This is a genomic window from Pantoea sp. S-LA4, assembly GCF_054482835.1.
On the sequence record NZ_JBTLRC010000002.1, the window covers coordinates 682,101 to 700,809 of the forward strand.

Here is an 18,709-nt window from a genome sequence, read left to right on the forward strand (position 1 = left end):
CATGGCAGGGAGCGGAGAACAAATAAAAAAACGGCGAAACCAGTCGCCGAAATATTCAAGAGAATCAGAGAAATAAAAAGGGATGATTGACGGGGTTATCGTAAAACAAAATTAACGCCGCTGGTAGCCAGGCTATTTTAAATAAGAAAACTCCCCGCCCGCGCTGATTCAATTAATTAATCGTGGCAGCGCTGCACAGCCACAGCGGCGTAAATTTGATTAGCCGCAGGATCAGGGTAATCTGACCGAAACCGGCAGCGTGGCGCTGTTGTCCAGCCGTTTTTGCCATTGCGTCAGCGTCGATTGATAAGGGCAAAGCAGGCCGACATCGGTGATCCTGCAGTCTGGCTGATGCCACTCCTGACGTAATAAACCCTGTGTATCATCAATCGGCTGTAACTGCCGCAGGCCATCCAGGCTCTGCGCCTGGAAGTAAAGCCGCAGAAAACGCTCACCGCTCTGGCTGTCGCGCCAGCGCTCCAGCACCAGGCTGCTGCCGGGCGGGATATTGCCACGGGCGTAGCCGGGCAACTGCCAGTCAAATCCCAGTAGCGTACGCACCATCGCAATATTGGTGTCATGCGCCACCAGAATCAGCCAGCGGGTAGAAGAGGTTGTGCTGGTCATTTCAGTCAGCATCGCGTTAAGCAGAATTGAGCCGCGACGCTGCGCCTGATAGAGCAGGTCGTTGCTGAGATCATAATTAGCGGTCAGCAGCGGCAGCAGCGAGGTGATCTGCGCCGCACGGGTGATATGTCCCCACGCCAGCTGATCGAACGGCAGATTTTCGCTGTAACCCAGCCGCAGCGTCTCCACCATGCTGGCCATCACGCTCAGCCCCTGAACATAGGTGTTGCCGCTGCGGGTTTGTTTAAATTGCCACGGCCGATCAAAAAAATCACAGCGATCGGTGGGTGGGCAGACCGCCGCTTTCAGCTGCTGAATCGCCGGCTGCAGTTGCTGCTGTAGCTCTGCCAGATCGCCCGCTTTCTGCTGCTTTGCCGCTAACTCCCGATCGGGATCGGTTTTTGCGATTGCCAGCTTATCGCTCTGGAACAGCGGATCAATCTCACCCGCCACGTAATGGATTGGCACGCCGCAGCCCGGAAACGCGCTGTCAGCGATCGCCTGAGCGGTGGCACGGGTGCGCTGGAGCGGGCTGGCGCGCAGATAGACCTCGGCTGAGGAGGGACAGCCAGCCGGCAGCAAACCGAGCTGGCGATAGTGCTCGCCCTGCCAGCGCCCCTTGTTGACTACGGCGCTGTAACCGTGACCGGTCAGCTCGCCATCCGCCGTTGACCACACCGGCCAGGATTGCTGGCTGGCGGCTTCGATCTCTTTCCGGTTGCCGGGCGTCGGTGGCCGCACGCCGTGGCGGCTCAGCTCAACCACTTTTTCCAGCTGGTAGTGGGGCTGCGGTGCCGCCTGCAGCGGCAGACTCAGCAGCCAGAGTGAACTTAGCGTTAACACCCAGCCGCGCCACCGGTTACGCATCATTTATTCATCCAGCGCGCGATTGCCGGTCAGCGCTTTGATCTGTGGATAGAGTGCAGCGTTCGCCAGCAATACCGGATTGCCGTTTTTCAGGCCGTCGTTAGCGAGGTAATCGTTGGTCATGCCGCCCGCCTCGCGCATCAGCACGATACCCGGCAGGCTATCCCAAGGATGCATATGCGCTTCGTAGTAGCCAATCAGCCGGCCCGCCGCCGTCCAGGCACTGGTCAGCGCGCCGGAACCGATGCGGATAAACATCCCGCCCTGTTGAATCAGCCCGCCGATCAGTCGGGTGACGCTTTCCGCGCCGGTGCGGCTGGAGTTGCTGATGCCGAGCAAGCCTTCGTTGAGCTGCTGCGCGGCGTGAACCTGCAGCCGGGTCTCATTGACCCATGCGCCCTGGCCCTGTCGGGCATGGAACAGCTCCTGATGATTGGGATCGCATACCACGCCAATCACCGGTTCACCGTCACACACCACTGCCAGTGAAACGCACCAGTTAGGCAGGCCGTTAACGAAACAGGCGGTGCCGTCAATCGGATCGACGACCCAGATAAACCGGGCATGACCCATTTCGCCGCCGCTCTCTTCACCGTAAACGGCATCCTCCGGGAAGCGCTCCTCAATCAGCGTTTTGATTAAGGCTTCGACGTTGCGATCGGCTTCGCTGACCACGTCCTGCAGATCCCTCTTGTGTTCCACCACCAGGTTTTGACGCTGCTGATACCAGGAATAAGCCCGGCTGGCCGCCGCACGGGCGATGTCGCAGGCGTAACGATAACGCGCGTCAATTTCAGAATGCGAAGCGGATGACATCTTTCCCTCTTATGATTTTTTTGCCATAGCGAACGGAAGTCGCGCCTGAACAGGCGTTCTGGCTGTGTGGTTTGCTTAACTATTGTTAAGAAAGGCTTCATTAAGCCGCAGATGAGACGCGATGGCAAGATGGGGAAGGGGCGGTCAGCCCGCTTTTTTGTGCGTTAATGGCCGGCAGCCGCCGGCTGACAGAAGAGAATCAGGTTTTACAGCGTTCTGGCCGTCGCCAGCGCCATTAAACGCGGATAAAAAATGAAAAACAGCTCTTCGAGCTGATCGTAATTTTCCGTGAAATCCTGATAAGAGTCGCGCAGCGCCGCCAGGCGCGGGCGGCGACTGGCCATACCCTGCAGCACTCGCTCCAGACGTGCAGGCTCGGCATAGTGCTCAAACCAGCGCTCGCGCCACATCACCGCGTTCAGTTGCTGAAAGGGTTCGGGCGTCGCCGCCAGCTGCGGCATGATTTCGCGCTCGGCGGCGGCCGAAAATTGCGTCAGGGTCAGGTCGGGAGTGAATTGCGGCCAGTGACGGGCGAGAAAATGGTCCCAGATGACATCGAGGGTGATCGGGGCGACGCGGTAGGTTTCCGGGCGGAACAGCTGACGGGCACGGCGGACTTCTGGCAGCGCATCGGTCATCACGTCGAGCCGGCGATGCATCAGAATACCGTCCGCCACCGGCGTGGGCCAGTGCTGGTGCGGGTTACCCCGGACAAAATCAGCCATTAAATTGCCGAGCAACGAGCTGTCAGCCAGTTGGGCCAGATGGAGATGTGCAAGAAAGTTCATGCTGCATTATAGGCTGAACTGCCTTTGCGCAGCCAGTTGTTCAGAATTGGTCGATTTTCCGCTAAACTGTGCCGCCTGTTTTTGCCTGAGAAAGAACTCTTTCATGCGTGTCGCCGATTTTGCTTTTGAATTGCCCGAATCCCTGATTGCCCACTATCCGCAGGCGCAGCGCAGCGGCTGTCGTCTGCTGTCGCTCGATGGTCCCAGCGGCGCACTGACGCACGGTGTCTTCACCGACGTGCTGGATAAGCTCAATCCAGGCGATCTGCTGGTGTTCAACAACACCCGCGTGATCCCGGCGCGCGTCTTTGGTCGTAAAGCCAGCGGCGGCAAAATCGAAATGCTGGTGGAGCGGATGCTTGACGACAAGCGCGTGCTGGCCCATGTGCGCGCCTCAAAAGCGCCTAAGCCGGGCGCCGCCCTGTTGCTGGGTGAAGATGAGAGCGTTAAAGCGACCATGGTGGCGCGCCACGATGCGCTGTTCGAGATCGTGTTTGACGATGAGCGTGCGGTGCTCGATATCCTGAACAGCGTCGGTCATATGCCGCTGCCTCCTTACATCGATCGCCCGGATGAAGAGGCTGACCGCGAGCTTTATCAGACCGTTTACAGCGCCCGTCCGGGTGCCGTCGCGGCCCCGACCGCCGGTCTGCACTTCGATGAACCGCTGCTTCAGGCGCTGAAAGAGAAGGGCGTTGAGATGGCCTTTGTTACGCTGCATGTCGGGGCCGGAACCTTCCAGCCGGTGCGCGTCGACAACATTGAAGAGCATCATATGCACGCCGAATATGCGGAAGTGCCGCAGGAGGTGGTGGATGCGGTGCTGGCCTGTAAGGCGCGCGGCAATAAGGTGGTCGCGGTCGGCACCACTTCGGTACGTTCGCTGGAGAGCGCGGCCAAAGCGAGTCAGGATGCACTGATTGCGCCGTTCTTCGACGATACCCAGATTTTTATCTATCCGGGCTACCACTATCAGGTGATCGATGCGCTGATCACCAATTTCCACCTGCCCGAATCTACCCTGATTATGCTGGTCTCGGCGTTCGCCGGTTACCAGCACACCATGGCAGCCTACCGCGCTGCCGTGGCTGAGCAATATCGTTTCTTCAGTTATGGTGACGCGATGTTTATCAGCAAAAATCCGCAGGCGCCGCTGGAAAAAGTTGGCGACTGATTTATTAACCCATGACCTGTTGCGCCGCGTGGTATTCAGGCAGTACATGTGTTACTTGCCGCGTCGCGCGCACCAGACCAGTTGCTGCTCAATGGCGCGCAAGACGGAATGCTCGCCGGGTGGGAAGGTTATGACAGAAAAAAACTGCTATGTCGGTTCCGTTACAGGGTCAATGCAAATTACCTTTGCATAAACCCAATTCTCTTATTCCCTTATCAACCACAGGTATTATCCGGCCTGCTTCGCGGCCACACTGAATCTGAACAGCCGCTGCTGTGGTGAAGTGTACTTTATCTGCATCGAATTTAGGTTAGCATTCTGAAAAGGTGTTGATGGGGATGGCTAACTTTTTTGGAAGCGGGGAGGCGTTAAGGCTATCAGGGATTCTCTTCAGGACCTTTTCTATATCATATCCTCTAACTGGTTTTTCGTCAGTAAAAGAGTAGGTATCAGCAACTAACCTGATATATTTATGGTGCAGAGGTTTCCTGCCTATCTCGACAGAAATATTAAAAAAAGCATATCATGATGCATAAAAAAGGGGCGTTAAGCCCCTTTAATAAATGACAGGATAAGATGTTAATTTAACCCTTTATCATAAACGTAGAAAAGAGAACTTTGGTACTTTATGATTGTATCGGGCTTTCCATATTGTTTATTGATGCCATCAATGCATAGATCTATATTTGAGCATGACTCGCCATCAGAAGATAACATTATGAATGTTTTCTTATTTCCAGGTTTAATTTTGTTTCTGAAAGATTGAGCATGGGGGGTATTCCAATCAATAAAGCCATTGTCATTTCTAAATATAACAGGGCTGAAATCAATTTCCCCTTTCGAAAGCCAGTTTACGACGTTTGGATTACCCGACCAATATGGACCAAAGCCATAATTCAGGCCGTTTTGTTCCATGAATTTAACTTGAGATTCGGCAGAGGAGACAAGATTGTCACTATTTTTTTTCAAATGAACAACTAAGGAAGAGATGGAAATAAATGAAATTGCAATAATGTAAAGATGTTTTGAACCATGCTTTGATAATATCATAAAAAAAGATATTATATAAAATACATAAACTATGTTTACTAAGAACCTGGCGGAATAGTATTGTTTTTCTGGGGAGCCCAATATATAAGCTCCAGATATCCCTGCCACACTCATAACAAGTAAGAAAGATATTGCGTTTTTTTCAGCGAAATATAATTTGTATAAACCATAAACGCCAAGGGTCATGATAACGACAAATGATGCAATCCTTGAAATTTCATTGTCAGCGTAGAATAAGTTTAACATAGAACCTATCCCATACGCATACCAATATATATTGGATTTTATTACTTCAATGCTGGCCAGATGAAAATGGGATAAAGGCACTGCGAGCCAGTTCTGGATTATATGGCTGAAATAAATCAATAAGGAAATGAGTGCTATTGTAGAAGGGATGAATTTATTTTTTTTATCCGTGCTGTCACTTAAAAGTTGGTACAATAAAAAAGGAATACCAAATGATGCAATATACCAGGGATCAGAGACGCCAGCAATCAATATTATTAGTGAGGAGATTATGGATGCTAAAATCTTACGATTTATTCGCAGGTTTACGTAAATTAACAAAAGACCATAAAGATTCGATGTGTTATGAGAAAATGGATGGGAGATAAATCCAACCTTGTAACAAAAATAAGGGAGGAAACATAAAAAAGGAACTATAAAGATAGAGTTTTTATTTGATGTTATTTTGCTTGATATCAGGAATGATATAATGGCGCAAGTGAAGACCTGTAGAGACGATATTGCAATAAGAGTGTTTATTGACTCATATCCGAATATTTTATAAATAATAAAATGAATAGGGTATACTGAGAGATACCAATTGTCATCAGTTGGGATCCATTCTTTTATTGCATGAAATCCGCTTCTTTCTATTTCTCCCCAGACTAATGCAGAGTTTATTGTATCTGCATCAAGCGTAAAGTACTTGCCAGAGGTATATATTGATAAAATAAGTGAAAATGTTGAAATTAAAAAAAATAGGTATGATTTATTCTGTTCTGTGTTTGTCATTATAAGGGAGTCCGATAATTTAAATGATTTATTTATCTGTGTTGTTTTTTAAAATAAACTTTGGTCTCCTTTTTGATTCGATATATATCCTTCCGATATATTCACCCAGAACGCCGATGCCGATCAACTGAACACCGCCGAGGAAAAGTATTGAAACCATAATGGACGTATATCCATGCACCGCATTTCCATATACTAACTTTTCAAAAATCATGAATAATCCATAAAAGAAAGAAAGACCGGCCACAGTCAATCCTATGTATGACCATATACGAAGTGGGAAAGTTGAAAAAGATGTAAACCCCTCTAGCGCCAGGTTCCACAACTTCCAGCCATTGAATTTACTCTTTCCAGCCACCCGGTCTTCCCGGCGATACTCAACGACAGCAGTCTTTCCTCCGACCCAGCTAAGTAAACCCTTCATGAAAATATTTCTTTCTTTAAGGCGCAAAATGCTTTTCACAATGTCTTTCGACATAAGGCGGAAGTCGCCGACATTCTCTTCTATTTTTGGATTGCTTATTTTATTGTGCATCCTGTAGAAAGCTGATGCAGTTCTACGCTTCAGGTAGCTGTCACAGCTTCTGTCTGCTCTCTTTGCAAGAACGACATCATAACCTTCTTGCCACTTAGCGATAAGCTCAGGAATGACTTCGATAGGGTCCTGTAGATCAACATCTATAGGTATGATGGCGTCACCGGTGGCAAATTCCAGTCCCGCATAAAGCGCTGGCTCTTTGCCGAAATTCCTTGTGAAAGATATGGCCTTAACAAGGTTATCTTCAGATGAAAGGCGATTAATAATGCTTTCGGTGCCATCTGAACTGCCGTCATTAATAAATACTATCTCAACATCTTTCCCTTTGAACTGGTCTAACTCCCTCACTGCTGAATAGAAAATAGGTATCGCTTCCTCTTCATTGAGAACAGGGACAATAAGAGATATTTTCATTTTTTCTTCCTGAATATTATGAACTTAGAATAAAAAAAACCACACACCAGGCTTACGCATGAGAATACAAACAATGTCATGACAGGAGGGACGTGTAATCTGTCAGAGTATGATCCAATCATGATGGCAACTATCCCCATGAAGAAAACATACATGATGTATCTGATCGTCGTCGCTTCAGTGCTGAACGTCCATCTTGCATTTGCAAAGAAGGAGAATGTTACAGCTGCACAGAATGCGATGAAATTAGCAAGTGCCTGAGGCTGACCAGACTTGTAGAAAATTGCAAAAGTCAGCCAGTGAATTAGCGTGTTGATTATGCCTACGGTTGTATACCGCGCGAACAGATTAAACATTCTTGTGTCCATAGTTAAAGTCGGAGGATTTTGTCACTGGATGAGGCCATGATCAAGAACTCCTGGAAAGATGGTGCATCTTCTGAAAACCCGCTCCCTTATGTTTTAAGTGTGACAAATTTGTGACAAAAAATTGACACAATTGCGCAGAAATCGATAAATCCTGTAATACAATGACGGCGTCCCCGATCGGGTGACTGGCTGGCTTGTATAGCAGCTTCTGTGGTTGTTATCATGCGCCACGTTTAATTAGACATCGGACTGTTTCTCCGGTGGAGGCTTTGTGAAATTTGAACTTGATACCACAGACGGGCGCGCGCGCCGTGGCCGTCTGATTTTTGATCGCGGCGTGGTGGAAACCCCGGCGTTTATGCCGGTCGGTACCTACGGTACGGTAAAAGGCATGACGCCGGAAGAAGTGCAGGAGACCGGCGCACAGATCATTCTGGGCAATACCTTCCATCTCTGGCTGCGTCCCGGCCAGGAGATCATGAAACTGCATGGCGACCTGCATGACTTTATGCAGTGGAAAGGGCCGATCCTGACGGATTCGGGCGGTTTCCAGGTCTTCAGCCTGGGCGACATCCGCAAGATCACCGAAGCGGGCGTGCACTTCCGTAACCCCATCAACGGCGACGCCATTTTCCTCGATCCTGAAAAGTCGATGGAGATTCAGTATGACCTCGGCTCCGACATCGTCATGATCTTCGACGAATGTACGCCGTACCCGGCGGACTGGGACTATGCCAAACGTTCAATGGAGATGTCGCTGCGCTGGGCAAAACGCAGCCGTGACCGTTTTGACAGCCTGGGTAACAAAAATGCGCTGTTCGGTATCATCCAGGGCTCGGTTTACGAAGATTTACGAGATGTGTCGGTGAAAGGTCTGGTAGAGATTGGCTTTGATGGGTACGCTGTGGGCGGCCTGGCGGTGGGTGAGCCTAAACAGGACATGCACCGTATTCTAGAGCACGTCTGCCCGCAGCTGCCGCAGGATAAACCGCGCTATCTGATGGGTGTCGGTAAGCCTGAAGATCTGGTGGAAGGGGTCCGTCGCGGCGTCGATATGTTCGACTGTGTGATGCCAACCCGCAACGCGCGTAACGGCCATCTTTTTGTCACTGACGGTGTGGTGAAAATCCGCAACGCGAAATACAAAGATGACACCGCACCACTGGATGCGGAATGTGATTGTTACACCTGTCGCAATTACAGCCGCGCCTACTTGTATCATCTGGACCGTTGTAACGAAATACTGGGCGCGCGTCTCAATACGATTCACAATCTGCGCTATTACCAGCGCCTGATGGCAGGTTTACGCCAGGCCATCGAAGAGGGTAAATTAGAGCGCTTTGTAAACGAGTTCTACCAACGGACGGGCAAAGAAGTTCCGCCTTTAACGTCTGATAATTCATCTATGAGGGAAATTTAATGAGCTTTTTCATTTCTGACGCCGTGGCCGCAGCAGGCGCACCGTCGCAGGGAAGTCCGTATTCTCTGGTGATCATGCTGGTGGTGTTTGGTCTGATTTTTTACTTCATGATCCTGCGTCCGCAGCAGAAACGTGCGAAAGAGCACAAGAAGCTGATGGATTCCATCTCTAAGGGCGATGAAGTGCTGACCAGCGGTGGCCTGGTAGGTCGCGTAACAAAAGTGTCTGACACTGGCTACGTCTCTATCGCGCTGAATGAGACCAATGAAGTGGTCATTAAACGTGATTTCGTCGCTGCCGTTCTGCCGAAAGGTACTATGAAGGCGCTGTAATTCTATCTTCCCTAAGGGAACTGCCGTGTTAAATCGTTATCCTTTGTGGAAGTATGTGATGCTGGTCGTCGTGATTCTCGTCGGCCTGCTGTATGCGCTTCCCAACCTCTATGGTGAGGATCCGGCCGTTCAAATCACTGGCGCGCGCGGAAGCGCCGCCAGTGAGCAGACGTTGGATCACATTCAGTCCGCATTAAAACAAGACAATATCCAGAGCAAATCCGTTGCGCTGGAAAACGGGGCGATTACTGCGCGCTTTGCTAACACCGACGTGCAGTTGCGCGCCCGTGAAGCGATCATGAAAGCGCTGGGTGAAGACTACGTCGTGGCGCTGAACCTGGCACCGGCCACGCCGCGCTGGCTGACGATGCTGTCAGCGGAACCGATGAAACTCGGTCTCGATCTGCGTGGTGGTGTGCACTTCCTGATGGAAGTGGACATGGATACCGCCTTAGGCAAGCTGCAGGAGCAGAATGCCGATACGCTGCGTAGCGATCTGCGCACCAAAAATATTCCTTATACCAACGTCAACAAAATCGCGAACTACGGCGTGGAAATTCGTTTCCGTGACGCCGCCAGCCGTGATGCTGCTGTCTCCTGGCTGACCTCCCGTCATCAGGACCTGGTGATCAACAGCAGCGGCAACGATGCGCTGCGCGCTACCATGAGCGATGCGCGCCTGAGCGAAGCGCGTGAATATGCGGTTCAGCAGAACATTACTATCCTGCGTAACCGTGTGAACCAGCTGGGCGTAGCCGAACCGCTGGTGCAGCGTCAGGGTTCCGATCGCATTGTGGTTGAGCTGCCAGGGATTCAGGACACGGCCCGCGCGAAAGAGATTCTGGGTGCGACCGCGACGCTGGAATTCCGTCTGGTTAACACCAGCGTTGATCCTACCGCGGCGGCCAGTGGCCGGGTGCCGGGTGACTCTGAAGTCAAAGATATGCGTGACGGCCAGCCGGTGGTGCTCTACAAGCGGGTGATCCTGACCGGTGACCACATCACCGACTCGACCTCCAGCATGGATGAGTACAACCAGCCACAGGTGAACATTTCACTGGATGGCGCAGGCGGTAACATCATGTCTAACTTCACCAAGGACAACATCGGCAAGCCGATGGCGACCCTGTTTGTGGAGTACAAAGACAGCGGTAAAAAAGATGCCAATGGCCGTTCGATTCTGGTGAAACAGGAAGAGGTGATTAACGTCGCTAACATCCAGTCTCGCCTCGGGAACAGCTTCCGCATCACCGGCATCAACAATCCGAACGAAGCGCGTCAACTGTCGCTGCTGCTGCGTGCCGGTGCGTTGATTGCGCCAATCCAGATTGTGGAAGAGCGCACCATCGGCCCGACCATGGGTCAGCAAAACATTACTCAGGGTCTGGAAGCCTGCCTGTGGGGCCTGCTCGCCTCGATCCTGTTTATGGTGGTGTTCTACAAGAAGTTTGGTCTGATTGCGACCAGTGCGCTGTTGGTGAACCTGGTGCTGATTGTCGGCGTTATGTCACTGCTGCCTGGCGCGACCCTGACTATGCCGGGTATTGCCGGTATTGTGTTAACTCTGGCGGTGGCAGTCGATGCTAACGTACTGATTAACGAACGTATTAAAGAAGAGCTGCGTAACGGGCGCTCGGTTCAGCAGGCGATTCATGAGGGCTATAAAGGCGCCTTCTCCAGTATTGTCGATGCGAACGTGACCACCCTGATCAAAGTCATTATTCTTTACGCGGTCGGCACCGGTTCGATCAAAGGCTTTGCGATTACCACCGCAATTGGTATCGCGACTTCAATGTTCACCGCGATCGTCGGTACCCGTGCCATTGTTAACCTGGTTTACGGTGGCAAACGCATCAACAAGCTGTCTATCTGAGGAGTGCGTTGTGGCACAGGAATATAACATTGAGCAGTTGAACCACGGGCGTAAAGTCGTCGACTTTATGCGCTGGGATAAGCTGGCCTTCATCATCTCAGGTCTGCTGATTATCGCCGCGATTGCCATTGTCGGCATCCGTGGCTTCAACTGGGGACTCGATTTCACCGGCGGTACGGTGATTGAGATCGCGCTGGAAAAACCGGCCGATCTCGATACGCTGCGTGGTGATTTGGTGAAAGCGGGCTTTGACGAGCCGCTGGTGCAGAACTTTGGCAGCAGCCGTGACGTGATGGTGCGCATGGCACCGGTCAGCGGACCGGCAGGCACCGAGTTAGGCAACAAAGTGGTTTCGGTGATTAACCAGACCACCCAGCAGAACGCCACCGTGAAGCGTATCGAGTTTGTTGGCCCGAGCGTGGGTAGCGATCTGGCGCAGGCGGGTGCGATGGCGCTGCTGTCGGCACTGGTTGCGATTCTGATCTATATCGGTTTTCGCTTTGAGTGGCGTCTGGCGCTGGGCACCGTACTGGCGCTGGCGCATGACGTGATCATCACCTGCGGCCTGCTGGCGCTGTTCCGGATTGAGATCGACCTGACGATTGTCGCCTCGCTGATGTCGGTGATTGGCTACTCGCTTAACGATAAAATCGTGGTTTCCGACCGTATTCGTGAGAACTTCCGCAAGATTCGCCGCGGCAGCTCTTACGACATTACCAACGTGTCGCTGACCCAGACGTTAAGCCGTACCCTGATTACTTCACTGACCACGCTGGCGATGATCCTCATCCTGTTCATCTTTGGTGGCGCGTTGCTGAAAGGCTTCTCACTGACCATGTTGATCGGTGTGACCATCGGTACGATTTCATCGATTTATGTCTCGTCGGCGCTGGCGCTGAAGCTGGGCATGAAGCGTGAACATATGCTGGTGCAGAAAGTCGAAAAAGAGGGCGCGGATCAGCCTTCTATTCTGCCGTAAGCGTGGCAGAGTGATGAAAAACGGGCGGCCTGTGAGGGTCGCCCGTTTTTATTTGCGCCGGTTAAGGCGCAGCAGGAGGGGTTTGAGTCGGTGAATCAGCGGTCACATCGTGCACTCGGAGATATCCCAGCTGATCCGGCGTCAGGCCACTCAGCCGCAGCGGGACATCCGCTGAGTGTTGCGGTAACAGCGAGGCGGGAACGGCAATGGCCTGGCTCAGGCTGTCGCTGTTAAGCGGCTTGCCGGTTGCCGGGTCCAGTACGCCCCAGATTACCGTCGCGTGCAGCGCAGGCAACGGTTGATCGCCCATCGAGCGGATCGACAGCGTAGCCCGCGATCCACTGGCTTCTGCCACCACCGGCGACAGCGTCAGCCGCAGCGTGCCGAGCTGAGTTTGCAACGCCACCGGGGTATTCGCCTGCGGCACCAGCCATGCGCCGTTGGTTGAGTGGCTGTTAAGCTGCCCCTGAATCTCCAGCGCACTCGCCTGGGTGGTTAAGTGCTGCATCTGCTGATTAAGCTGGCTCACTTCCTGATGCAACTGTTTAACCTGCGGGTTCGTCACCGGGGTACTACAACCGCTCAGTAACGCCAGTGAAAGTGCTGCTGGCGCCCAAACCGTCCTGATCATAAGTTATCCTTGTCGGTTATTTTGGAATGCGTAAAACCTGGCCGGGATAGATCTTATCAGGATGCGACAGCATTGGCTTGTTGGCTTCGAAAATCTTGTTGTATTCGTTAGGATTTCCATAAACCTGTTTTGAAATAGCGCTCAGCGTGTCGCCTTTTTTCACCGTGTAGAGTTCCGATTCGGCTGCGCTGTCGTTCACGGTCACCTTGTCTTCCACTTTGGTGATGCCCGCTACGTTGCCGGCGGCAACCAGAATCTTCTCTTTCAGCTCCTGTGACAGGCCATCACCGCTGACTGTAACGGTGTCGCCATCCACTTTCACATTCACTTTGTCACTGTCCGGCAGGCCGAGCTTATTGATGTGATCCTGCAATTTTTTACTCTGGTCATCGCCGCCATTCACGGCATCCCACAGCTTTTCACCCGCTTCTTTCACGAAATTGAACAAACCCATAAAACCTCCAATGTGTCAGGTAAAATATTTTACTTGCAGCTCATTAAGCGTAGTCCCTTTTGCCGCAGGTGAAATTTACCACTGTTTATGCTGCGAGGTGAATCCTGCAAACGCACGGAAGAGATTTTGTTGATCGGCAGTTCGCGCTACACTGTCAGGCCCATTTCTCTCGCGTCAGGAAACGTCATGCATTGCCCATTCTGCTCCGCTGTGGACACCAAAGTGATTGATTCTCGTCTGGTTAGTGAAGGATCGTCGGTGCGACGCCGCCGCCAGTGTCTGATGTGTCATGAGCGTTTTACCACTTTTGAGGTGGCAGAACTGGTGATGCCGCGCGTGGTGAAGAGTAATGACGTACGCGAACCTTTCAATGAAGACAAAATGGCCAGCGGGATGATGAAGGCGCTTGAGAAGCGTCCGGTTAGTGCCGACGCGGTTGAGAGCGCGGTAAACCACATTAAAACCCAGCTGCGCGCCACCGGCGAACGCGAAATTCCCAGCAAACTGATTGGCAATCTGGTGATGGATGAGCTGAAAAAGCTCGATAAAGTCGCCTATATTCGTTTTGCCTCGGTTTACCGCAGTTTCGAAGATATACGTGATTTTGGCGAAGAGATCGCCCGGTTACAGGATTAAGCGATGACCGATGAAATCTATATGGCGCGCGCGCTGGAACTGGCGCGGCGCGGCCGTTTTACCACCATGCCGAATCCGAACGTCGGCTGTGTGATCGTACGCGACGGTCAGGTGGTGGGCGAGGGCTGGCATCAGCGTGCCGGTGAACCCCATGCTGAAGTCCATGCTCTGCGGATGGCCGGTGAAAAAGCGCGTGGCGCGACCGCTTATGTCACGCTGGAGCCGTGCAGCCATCATGGCCGCACGCCGCCCTGCAGCGATGCGCTGATCGCCGCCGGTGTCAGCCGGGTAGTCGCGGCGATGCAGGACCCCAATCCGCAGGTTGCCGGTCGCGGTCTGCACCGTCTGCATCAGGCCGGGATTGCGGTCAGTCATGGGCTGATGATGGACGAAGCGGAAGCCCTGAACCGCGGTTTCCTGAAGCGGATGCGTACCGGTTTCCCGTGGATCCAGCTCAAACTGGGTGCCTCGCTGGATGGTCGCACTGCGATGGCGAATGGCGAAAGCCAGTGGATCACCTCAGCGGCCGCGCGTCGTGATGTTCAGCGGTTACGGGCGCAAAGCGCCGCGATCCTCAGCAGCAGCGCCACGGTGCTGGCTGACGATCCCTCACTGACGGTGCGCTGGTCCGAACTCAACGCCGACACCCAAGCGTTACTGGATGAGCAGCAACTGCGGCAGCCGCTGCGGGTGATCATCGACAGCCAGAACCGGGTGACACCGCAGCATCGCCTGATTGACCAGCCGGGCGAAACCTGGCTGATGCGCCATCAACCCGATCAGCAGTCGTGGCCTGCCAGCGTCACGCAAATCGCGGTACCGCTGCGCGAACAGCAGCTGGACCTGGTAGCGATGATGATGCTGCTGGGTCAGCGTCAGGTGAACAGCGTCTGGGTCGAAGCGGGTGCCAGCCTGGCGGGCGCACTGCTGCAGGCCGGACTGGCGGATGAACTGATTGTTTATCTGGCACCGAAGTTACTTGGCGACCAGGGTCGCGGCCTGTGCCAGCTGCCGGGCCTTGATCGGCTGGCCGATGCGCCGAACTTTGTTTTCCGCGACGTTCGTCAGGTCGGCGAGGATTTACGCCTGACCCTGACGCCGCAATAACACGGACGGAAAAGCGAGAGCACGCCGCCGAAGAGTATGATAGAATCCGCCCCCCTGCGCGGGGCCAAACAAACCCCCTGAAAGGATAAGTATGAACGTTATCGAAGCTGCTGTTGCAACGCCTGAGGCCAATGTTGCCATCGTTATTGCGCGTTTTAACAACTTCATTAATGACAGCCTGCTGGATGGTGCAGTTGATGCCCTGAAACGTATTGGCCAGGTCAAAGATGACAATATCACCGTAGTCTGGGTTCCTGGCGCGTATGAACTGCCTCTGGCAGCGCGCGCGCTGGCAAAAACCAGCAAGTATGACGCCGTTATTGCACTGGGTACCGTGATTCGTGGTGGCACCGCTCACTTCGAATATGTGGCCGGTGAAGCCAGCTCCGGTATCGCCAGCGTCGCCATGAACAGCGAGATTCCAGTCGCGTTCGGCGTGCTGACCACCGAAAATATCGAGCAGGCCATTGAGCGTGCTGGCACCAAAGCCGGTAATAAAGGTGCCGAAGCGGCCCTGACTGCGCTCGAAATGATCAACGTATTGAAAGCCATTAAAGCCTGATTTTTGTAAGGGGAATTTTGTGAAACCTGCTGCTCGTCGTCGCGCCCGTGAGTGCGCTGTTCAGGCGCTTTACTCCTGGCAGTTGTCTAACAACGACATTGCCGATGTGGAATACCAGTTTCTGGCGGAACAAGACGTCAAAGACGTCGACATTAGCTATTTCCGCGAACTGCTGTCCGGTGTGGCGACCAACAGTGCGTATCTGGATGGACTGATGAAGCCTTACCTGTCGCGTCAGCTCGAAGAGCTGGGCCAGGTCGAAAAAGCTATCCTGCGTATCTCGCTGTATGAGCTGAGCAAACGCGATGATGTGCCCTATAAAGTGGCCATCAACGAAGGGATTGAGCTGGCGAAAGTGTTCGGCGCTGAAGACAGCCACAAATTTGTTAACGGCGTACTGGATAAAGCCGGTCCACAGATTCGACCCCATCGCAAATAAACAAAAAGGCCGGCTTGCCGGCCTTTTTTCATAAAGGGTTAAGCGGAACGCAATTATGTCTTGTGGTGAATTTGAACTCATCGCACGCTACTTCAACCGCAGAACGCGCAGCCGTCGTGACGTCGAACTCGGCATCGGCGACGATTGTGCGTTACTTAGCGTGCCGGAAAAACAGACGCTGGCGATCAGCACCGATACCCTGGTCGCGGGCGTGCATTTCTTACGGGATATCCATCCTGCCGATTTAGGCTACAAAGCGCTGGCGGTTAACCTCAGCGATCTCGCCGCGATGGGCGCCGATCCGGCGTGGCTGACGCTGGCCTTAACCCTGCCGCAGGTCGATGAGAGCTGGCTCTCTGCGTTCAGCGAAAGCCTGTTCGAGCTGCTGGAATATTATGATATGCAGCTGGTGGGCGGCGATACCACGCGCGGCCCGCTGAGCCTGACGCTGGCGATTCATGGCCTGGTGCCGCAGGGCCGCGCCCTGAAACGTTCGGGCGCAAAACCGGGTGACTGGATCTACGTCACCGGCACGCTGGGTGACAGTGCGGCCGGTCTGGCGCTGCTGCAACATCACTGCCGTATCAGCGATCCGGCGGTACATGAAGCGCTGATTAAACGCCATCTGCGGCCGATGCCGCGCATTCTGCAGGGGCAGGCGCTGCGCTCTCTGGCTTCCTCGGCGGTGGATCTCTCTGACGGGTTGATCTCTGACCTCGGTCATGTGCTGAAAGCCAGCGGTTGTGGCGCGCGGCTAAACCTCGACGCGTTACCGCTCTCTGCCGCGCTACGCGATCACTTCGAGCCCGATCAGGTGTTACGCTGGGCGCTGAGCGGCGGCGAAGATTATGAGCTCTGCTTTACCGTGCCTGAGGTGAACCGCGGCGCGCTGGACGTGGCGCTGGGTCATCTTGGCGTGCCTTATACCTGCATTGGTCAGATGGCACCGGAGTCGGAAGGGCTGCTGCTGCTGGAAAACGGCAAGCCAGCGACGTTCCGCCATAAAGGGTTTGATCACTTTGATGCTAAATAACGACGTGGCAAAAGGCCGGCTGCGGATGAGCAATCCCTGGCATCTGCTGGCGACCGGTTTTGGCAGCGGACTCAGCCCGGTGGTGCCTGGTACCATGGGATCGCTGGCGGCGATCCCCTTCTGGTGGCTGATGACATCTCTGCCGCAGGATCTTTACTCGCTGGTGGTGCTGGTGGGGATCTGCGTCGGCGTTTACCTCTGTCATCGTACCGCCAAAGATATGGGCGTACACGATCACGGCAGCATTGTCTGGGACGAGTTTATCGGCATGTGGATCACGCTGATGGCGATCCCGGTTAACAGCTGGCAGTGGGTGCTGGGCGGCTTTGTGCTGTTCCGCATTCTGGATATGTGGAAACCCTGGCCGATACGCTGGTTCGATCGCAACGTGCATGGCGGTATGGGCATCATGGTTGACGATATTATTGCCGGCGTGATTGCCGCGGCGATGCTGTATGGCTTTGGGGTCTGGCTGGCCGGTTAAGACGGTTGTTAGCATCCCGCATGGAATGCCGTTATTGCCGCGCACCTTAACTCCGCGGTTAAGGTGCGCGCGTCAGCGTTTACTCGTATCCGACCGCCTGATGCGGTTGATAGACCTCTTCCAGCGCGGCAATCTCAGCCTCACTCAGCGTCACCTCTACCGCCTTCACCAAATCATCAAACTGCTCAGCTCGCGAAGCACCAATAATGGGTGCGGTGACGGCTGGCTTACTCAACAGCCATGCCAGCGCTACCTGCGCTCGGCTAACCCCTTTATCCTCAGCGACCTGCGCCAGCCGCTGCGCGATCGCCGCATCGTTCTCTTCAGTGTTGGCATACAGTGATTCCATCACCTTATCTGAGCTGGAACGAGCGGTGGTTTCGCCCCACGGACGGGTCAGCTTGCCGCGCGCCAGCGGACTCCACGGCAGCACGGCGATCTGTTCCTGCAGGCAGAGCGGGTGCATTTCACGCTCCTCCTCACGCTGAATCAGGTTGTACTGATCCTGCATGCTGACGAAGCGATGCCAGCCCCGATCCTTCTGCATCGTAAGTGCCTGAGCAAACTGGCTGGCATGCATCGATGAGGCACCGATATAGCGCGCTTTGCCGGATTGCACCACATCGTGCAGCGCTTCCAGCGTCTCCTCCAGCGGCGTGTCGTAATCCCAGCGGTGGATTTGCAGCAGATCGACATGCTCCATTCCCAGGCGTTGCAGACTGTCATCAATCGATTGCAGGATATTCTGGCGCGACAGGCCCTGCGACAGGTTACTCAGCGGAAAGTAGACTTTGGTAGCGACCACTACCTCGTCGCGGCGGGCAAAGTCTTTCAGCGCCCGGCCGAGGATCTCTTCACTGCTGCCATCGGAGTAGCTGTTGGCGGTGTCAAAAAAGTTGATGCCGGCATTCAGCGCCTGCTGGGTCAGCGGACGACTGCTCGCTTCCGGCAGCGTCCAGGCGTGATTGCCGCGGGTCGGCTCTCCAAAGGTCATACAGCCGAGACAGAGACGTGAAACCTGCAGATCGGTATTACCCAGTTGAATGGTTTTCATAATGGCTCCAGCGGCATAGCGCATGATTTTTAGCAGAGAATAAGCA

General features: G+C 53.6%; 20 protein-coding genes. 11 read left to right on the plus strand and 9 right to left on the minus strand.

What is annotated here, in order from left to right; genetic code table 11:
• Nucleotides 1–231: 231 nt before the first annotated feature.
• From ACX3P5_RS03970 to ACX3P5_RS03980, 3 genes are all read right to left on the minus strand, one after another.
• Nucleotides 232–1,497 carry a histidine-type phosphatase gene (locus ACX3P5_RS03970; protein ID WP_458968318.1) on the minus strand — a complete coding sequence of 422 codons (1,266 nt, stop codon included), beginning with the start codon at nucleotides 1,495–1,497 and terminating at the stop codon, nucleotides 232–234.
• Nucleotides 1,498–2,310 carry an inositol monophosphatase family protein gene (locus ACX3P5_RS03975; protein ID WP_233985139.1) on the minus strand — a complete coding sequence of 271 codons (813 nt, stop codon included), beginning with the start codon at nucleotides 2,308–2,310 and terminating at the stop codon, nucleotides 1,498–1,500.
• A gap of 206 nt (nucleotides 2,311–2,516) precedes the next feature.
• A complete protein-coding gene (locus ACX3P5_RS03980; protein WP_336754788.1) occupies nucleotides 2,517–3,098 on the minus strand; it encodes an acyl carrier protein phosphodiesterase in 582 nt (193 codons plus the stop codon).
• Between the two features lie 103 nt (nucleotides 3,099–3,201).
• Between ACX3P5_RS03980 and queA the strand changes: the two genes are divergently transcribed.
• A complete protein-coding gene (gene queA, locus ACX3P5_RS03985) occupies nucleotides 3,202–4,272 on the plus strand; it encodes a tRNA preQ1(34) S-adenosylmethionine ribosyltransferase-isomerase QueA (RefSeq protein ID WP_458968319.1) in 1,071 nt (356 codons plus the stop codon).
• Between the two features lie 579 nt (nucleotides 4,273–4,851).
• On the opposite strand, the gene ACX3P5_RS03990 is transcribed toward queA, so the two are convergent.
• Genes ACX3P5_RS03990 through ACX3P5_RS04000 form a run of 3 tightly spaced genes read right to left on the minus strand, consistent with a single transcriptional unit; the run spans nucleotide 4,852 to nucleotide 7,647 of the window.
• Nucleotides 4,852–6,339, minus strand: a complete 1,488-nt coding sequence (locus tag ACX3P5_RS03990) for a hypothetical protein (protein ID WP_458968320.1) — start codon at nucleotides 6,337–6,339, stop codon at nucleotides 4,852–4,854.
• 28 nt (nucleotides 6,340–6,367) lie between these two features.
• A complete protein-coding gene (locus ACX3P5_RS03995; protein ID WP_458968321.1) occupies nucleotides 6,368–7,291 on the minus strand; it encodes a glycosyltransferase family 2 protein in 924 nt (307 codons plus the stop codon).
• A complete protein-coding gene (locus ACX3P5_RS04000; RefSeq protein ID WP_233985134.1) occupies nucleotides 7,288–7,647 on the minus strand; it encodes a GtrA family protein in 360 nt (119 codons plus the stop codon). Before ACX3P5_RS04000 ends, ACX3P5_RS03995 begins: the two co-directional genes overlap by 4 nt.
• Before the next feature lie 283 nt (nucleotides 7,648–7,930).
• Here ACX3P5_RS04000 and tgt point away from each other — a divergent pair, with 283 nt between their 5' ends.
• From tgt to secF, 4 genes are read left to right on the plus strand one after another with little or no spacing between them, the layout of a single operon-like run.
• The gene (gene tgt / locus ACX3P5_RS04005; protein WP_031374696.1) at nucleotides 7,931–9,079 is read left to right on the plus strand and encodes a tRNA guanosine(34) transglycosylase Tgt; all 1,149 of its coding nucleotides are present in this window, start codon (nucleotides 7,931–7,933) and stop codon (nucleotides 9,077–9,079) included.
• On the plus strand, nucleotides 9,079–9,411 hold the full coding sequence (gene yajC / locus ACX3P5_RS04010; protein WP_031374695.1) for a preprotein translocase subunit YajC: 333 nt from the start codon (nucleotides 9,079–9,081) through the stop codon (nucleotides 9,409–9,411). The genes tgt and yajC overlap by 1 nt, the downstream gene beginning before the upstream one ends.
• A gap of 25 nt (nucleotides 9,412–9,436) precedes the next feature.
• Nucleotides 9,437–11,284, plus strand: coding sequence for a protein translocase subunit SecD (secD, locus tag ACX3P5_RS04015; RefSeq protein WP_233985132.1), 1,848 nt, complete (start codon nucleotides 9,437–9,439; stop codon nucleotides 11,282–11,284).
• A 10-nt stretch (nucleotides 11,285–11,294) separates the two neighbouring features.
• Nucleotides 11,295–12,263: a protein translocase subunit SecF gene (gene secF / locus ACX3P5_RS04020; RefSeq protein WP_233985131.1), complete on the plus strand. Its 969-nt coding sequence runs from the start codon at nucleotides 11,295–11,297 to the stop codon at nucleotides 12,261–12,263.
• Nucleotides 12,264–12,324: 61 nt separating this feature from the next.
• Here the strand turns inward: secF and ACX3P5_RS04025 are convergent, their stop codons facing one another.
• Complete coding sequence (locus ACX3P5_RS04025; RefSeq protein WP_458968322.1) at nucleotides 12,325–12,894, minus strand: SadB/YajI family lipoprotein; 570 nt, start codon at nucleotides 12,892–12,894, stop codon at nucleotides 12,325–12,327.
• A 16-nt stretch (nucleotides 12,895–12,910) separates the two neighbouring features.
• On the minus strand, nucleotides 12,911–13,348 hold the full coding sequence (gene lysM / locus ACX3P5_RS04030; protein ID WP_233985129.1) for a peptidoglycan-binding protein LysM: 438 nt from the start codon (nucleotides 13,346–13,348) through the stop codon (nucleotides 12,911–12,913).
• 186 nt (nucleotides 13,349–13,534) lie between these two features.
• Here lysM and nrdR point away from each other — a divergent pair, with 186 nt between their 5' ends.
• The 6 genes from nrdR to pgpA all read left to right on the plus strand — a co-directional run bounded on the left by nrdR (nucleotide 13,535) and on the right by pgpA (nucleotide 17,609).
• Nucleotides 13,535–13,984 carry a transcriptional regulator NrdR gene (gene nrdR, locus ACX3P5_RS04035; RefSeq protein ID WP_009091750.1) on the plus strand — a complete coding sequence of 150 codons (450 nt, stop codon included), beginning with the start codon at nucleotides 13,535–13,537 and terminating at the stop codon, nucleotides 13,982–13,984.
• A gap of 3 nt (nucleotides 13,985–13,987) precedes the next feature.
• Nucleotides 13,988–15,091, plus strand: coding sequence for a bifunctional diaminohydroxyphosphoribosylaminopyrimidine deaminase/5-amino-6-(5-phosphoribosylamino)uracil reductase RibD (gene ribD / locus ACX3P5_RS04040; protein ID WP_233985128.1), 1,104 nt, complete (start codon nucleotides 13,988–13,990; stop codon nucleotides 15,089–15,091).
• 91 nt (nucleotides 15,092–15,182) lie between these two features.
• Entirely contained in the window at nucleotides 15,183–15,653 is a 471-nt protein-coding gene (ribH, locus tag ACX3P5_RS04045) for a 6,7-dimethyl-8-ribityllumazine synthase (protein WP_094120173.1), read from the plus strand.
• Between the two features lie 19 nt (nucleotides 15,654–15,672).
• Nucleotides 15,673–16,092: a transcription antitermination factor NusB gene (gene nusB / locus ACX3P5_RS04050; protein WP_094120174.1), complete on the plus strand. Its 420-nt coding sequence runs from the start codon at nucleotides 15,673–15,675 to the stop codon at nucleotides 16,090–16,092.
• A 55-nt stretch (nucleotides 16,093–16,147) separates the two neighbouring features.
• Nucleotides 16,148–17,125: a thiamine-phosphate kinase gene (thiL, locus tag ACX3P5_RS04055; RefSeq protein ID WP_293001099.1), complete on the plus strand. Its 978-nt coding sequence runs from the start codon at nucleotides 16,148–16,150 to the stop codon at nucleotides 17,123–17,125.
• A complete protein-coding gene (gene pgpA, locus ACX3P5_RS04060; RefSeq protein WP_233985126.1) occupies nucleotides 17,115–17,609 on the plus strand; it encodes a phosphatidylglycerophosphatase A in 495 nt (164 codons plus the stop codon). Before thiL ends, pgpA begins: the two co-directional genes overlap by 11 nt.
• 79 nt (nucleotides 17,610–17,688) lie before the next feature.
• On the opposite strand, the gene ACX3P5_RS04065 is transcribed toward pgpA, so the two are convergent.
• Nucleotides 17,689–18,663 carry an aldo/keto reductase gene (locus ACX3P5_RS04065; protein WP_458968323.1) on the minus strand — a complete coding sequence of 325 codons (975 nt, stop codon included), beginning with the start codon at nucleotides 18,661–18,663 and terminating at the stop codon, nucleotides 17,689–17,691.
• Nucleotides 18,664–18,709: the final 46 nt, after the last annotated feature.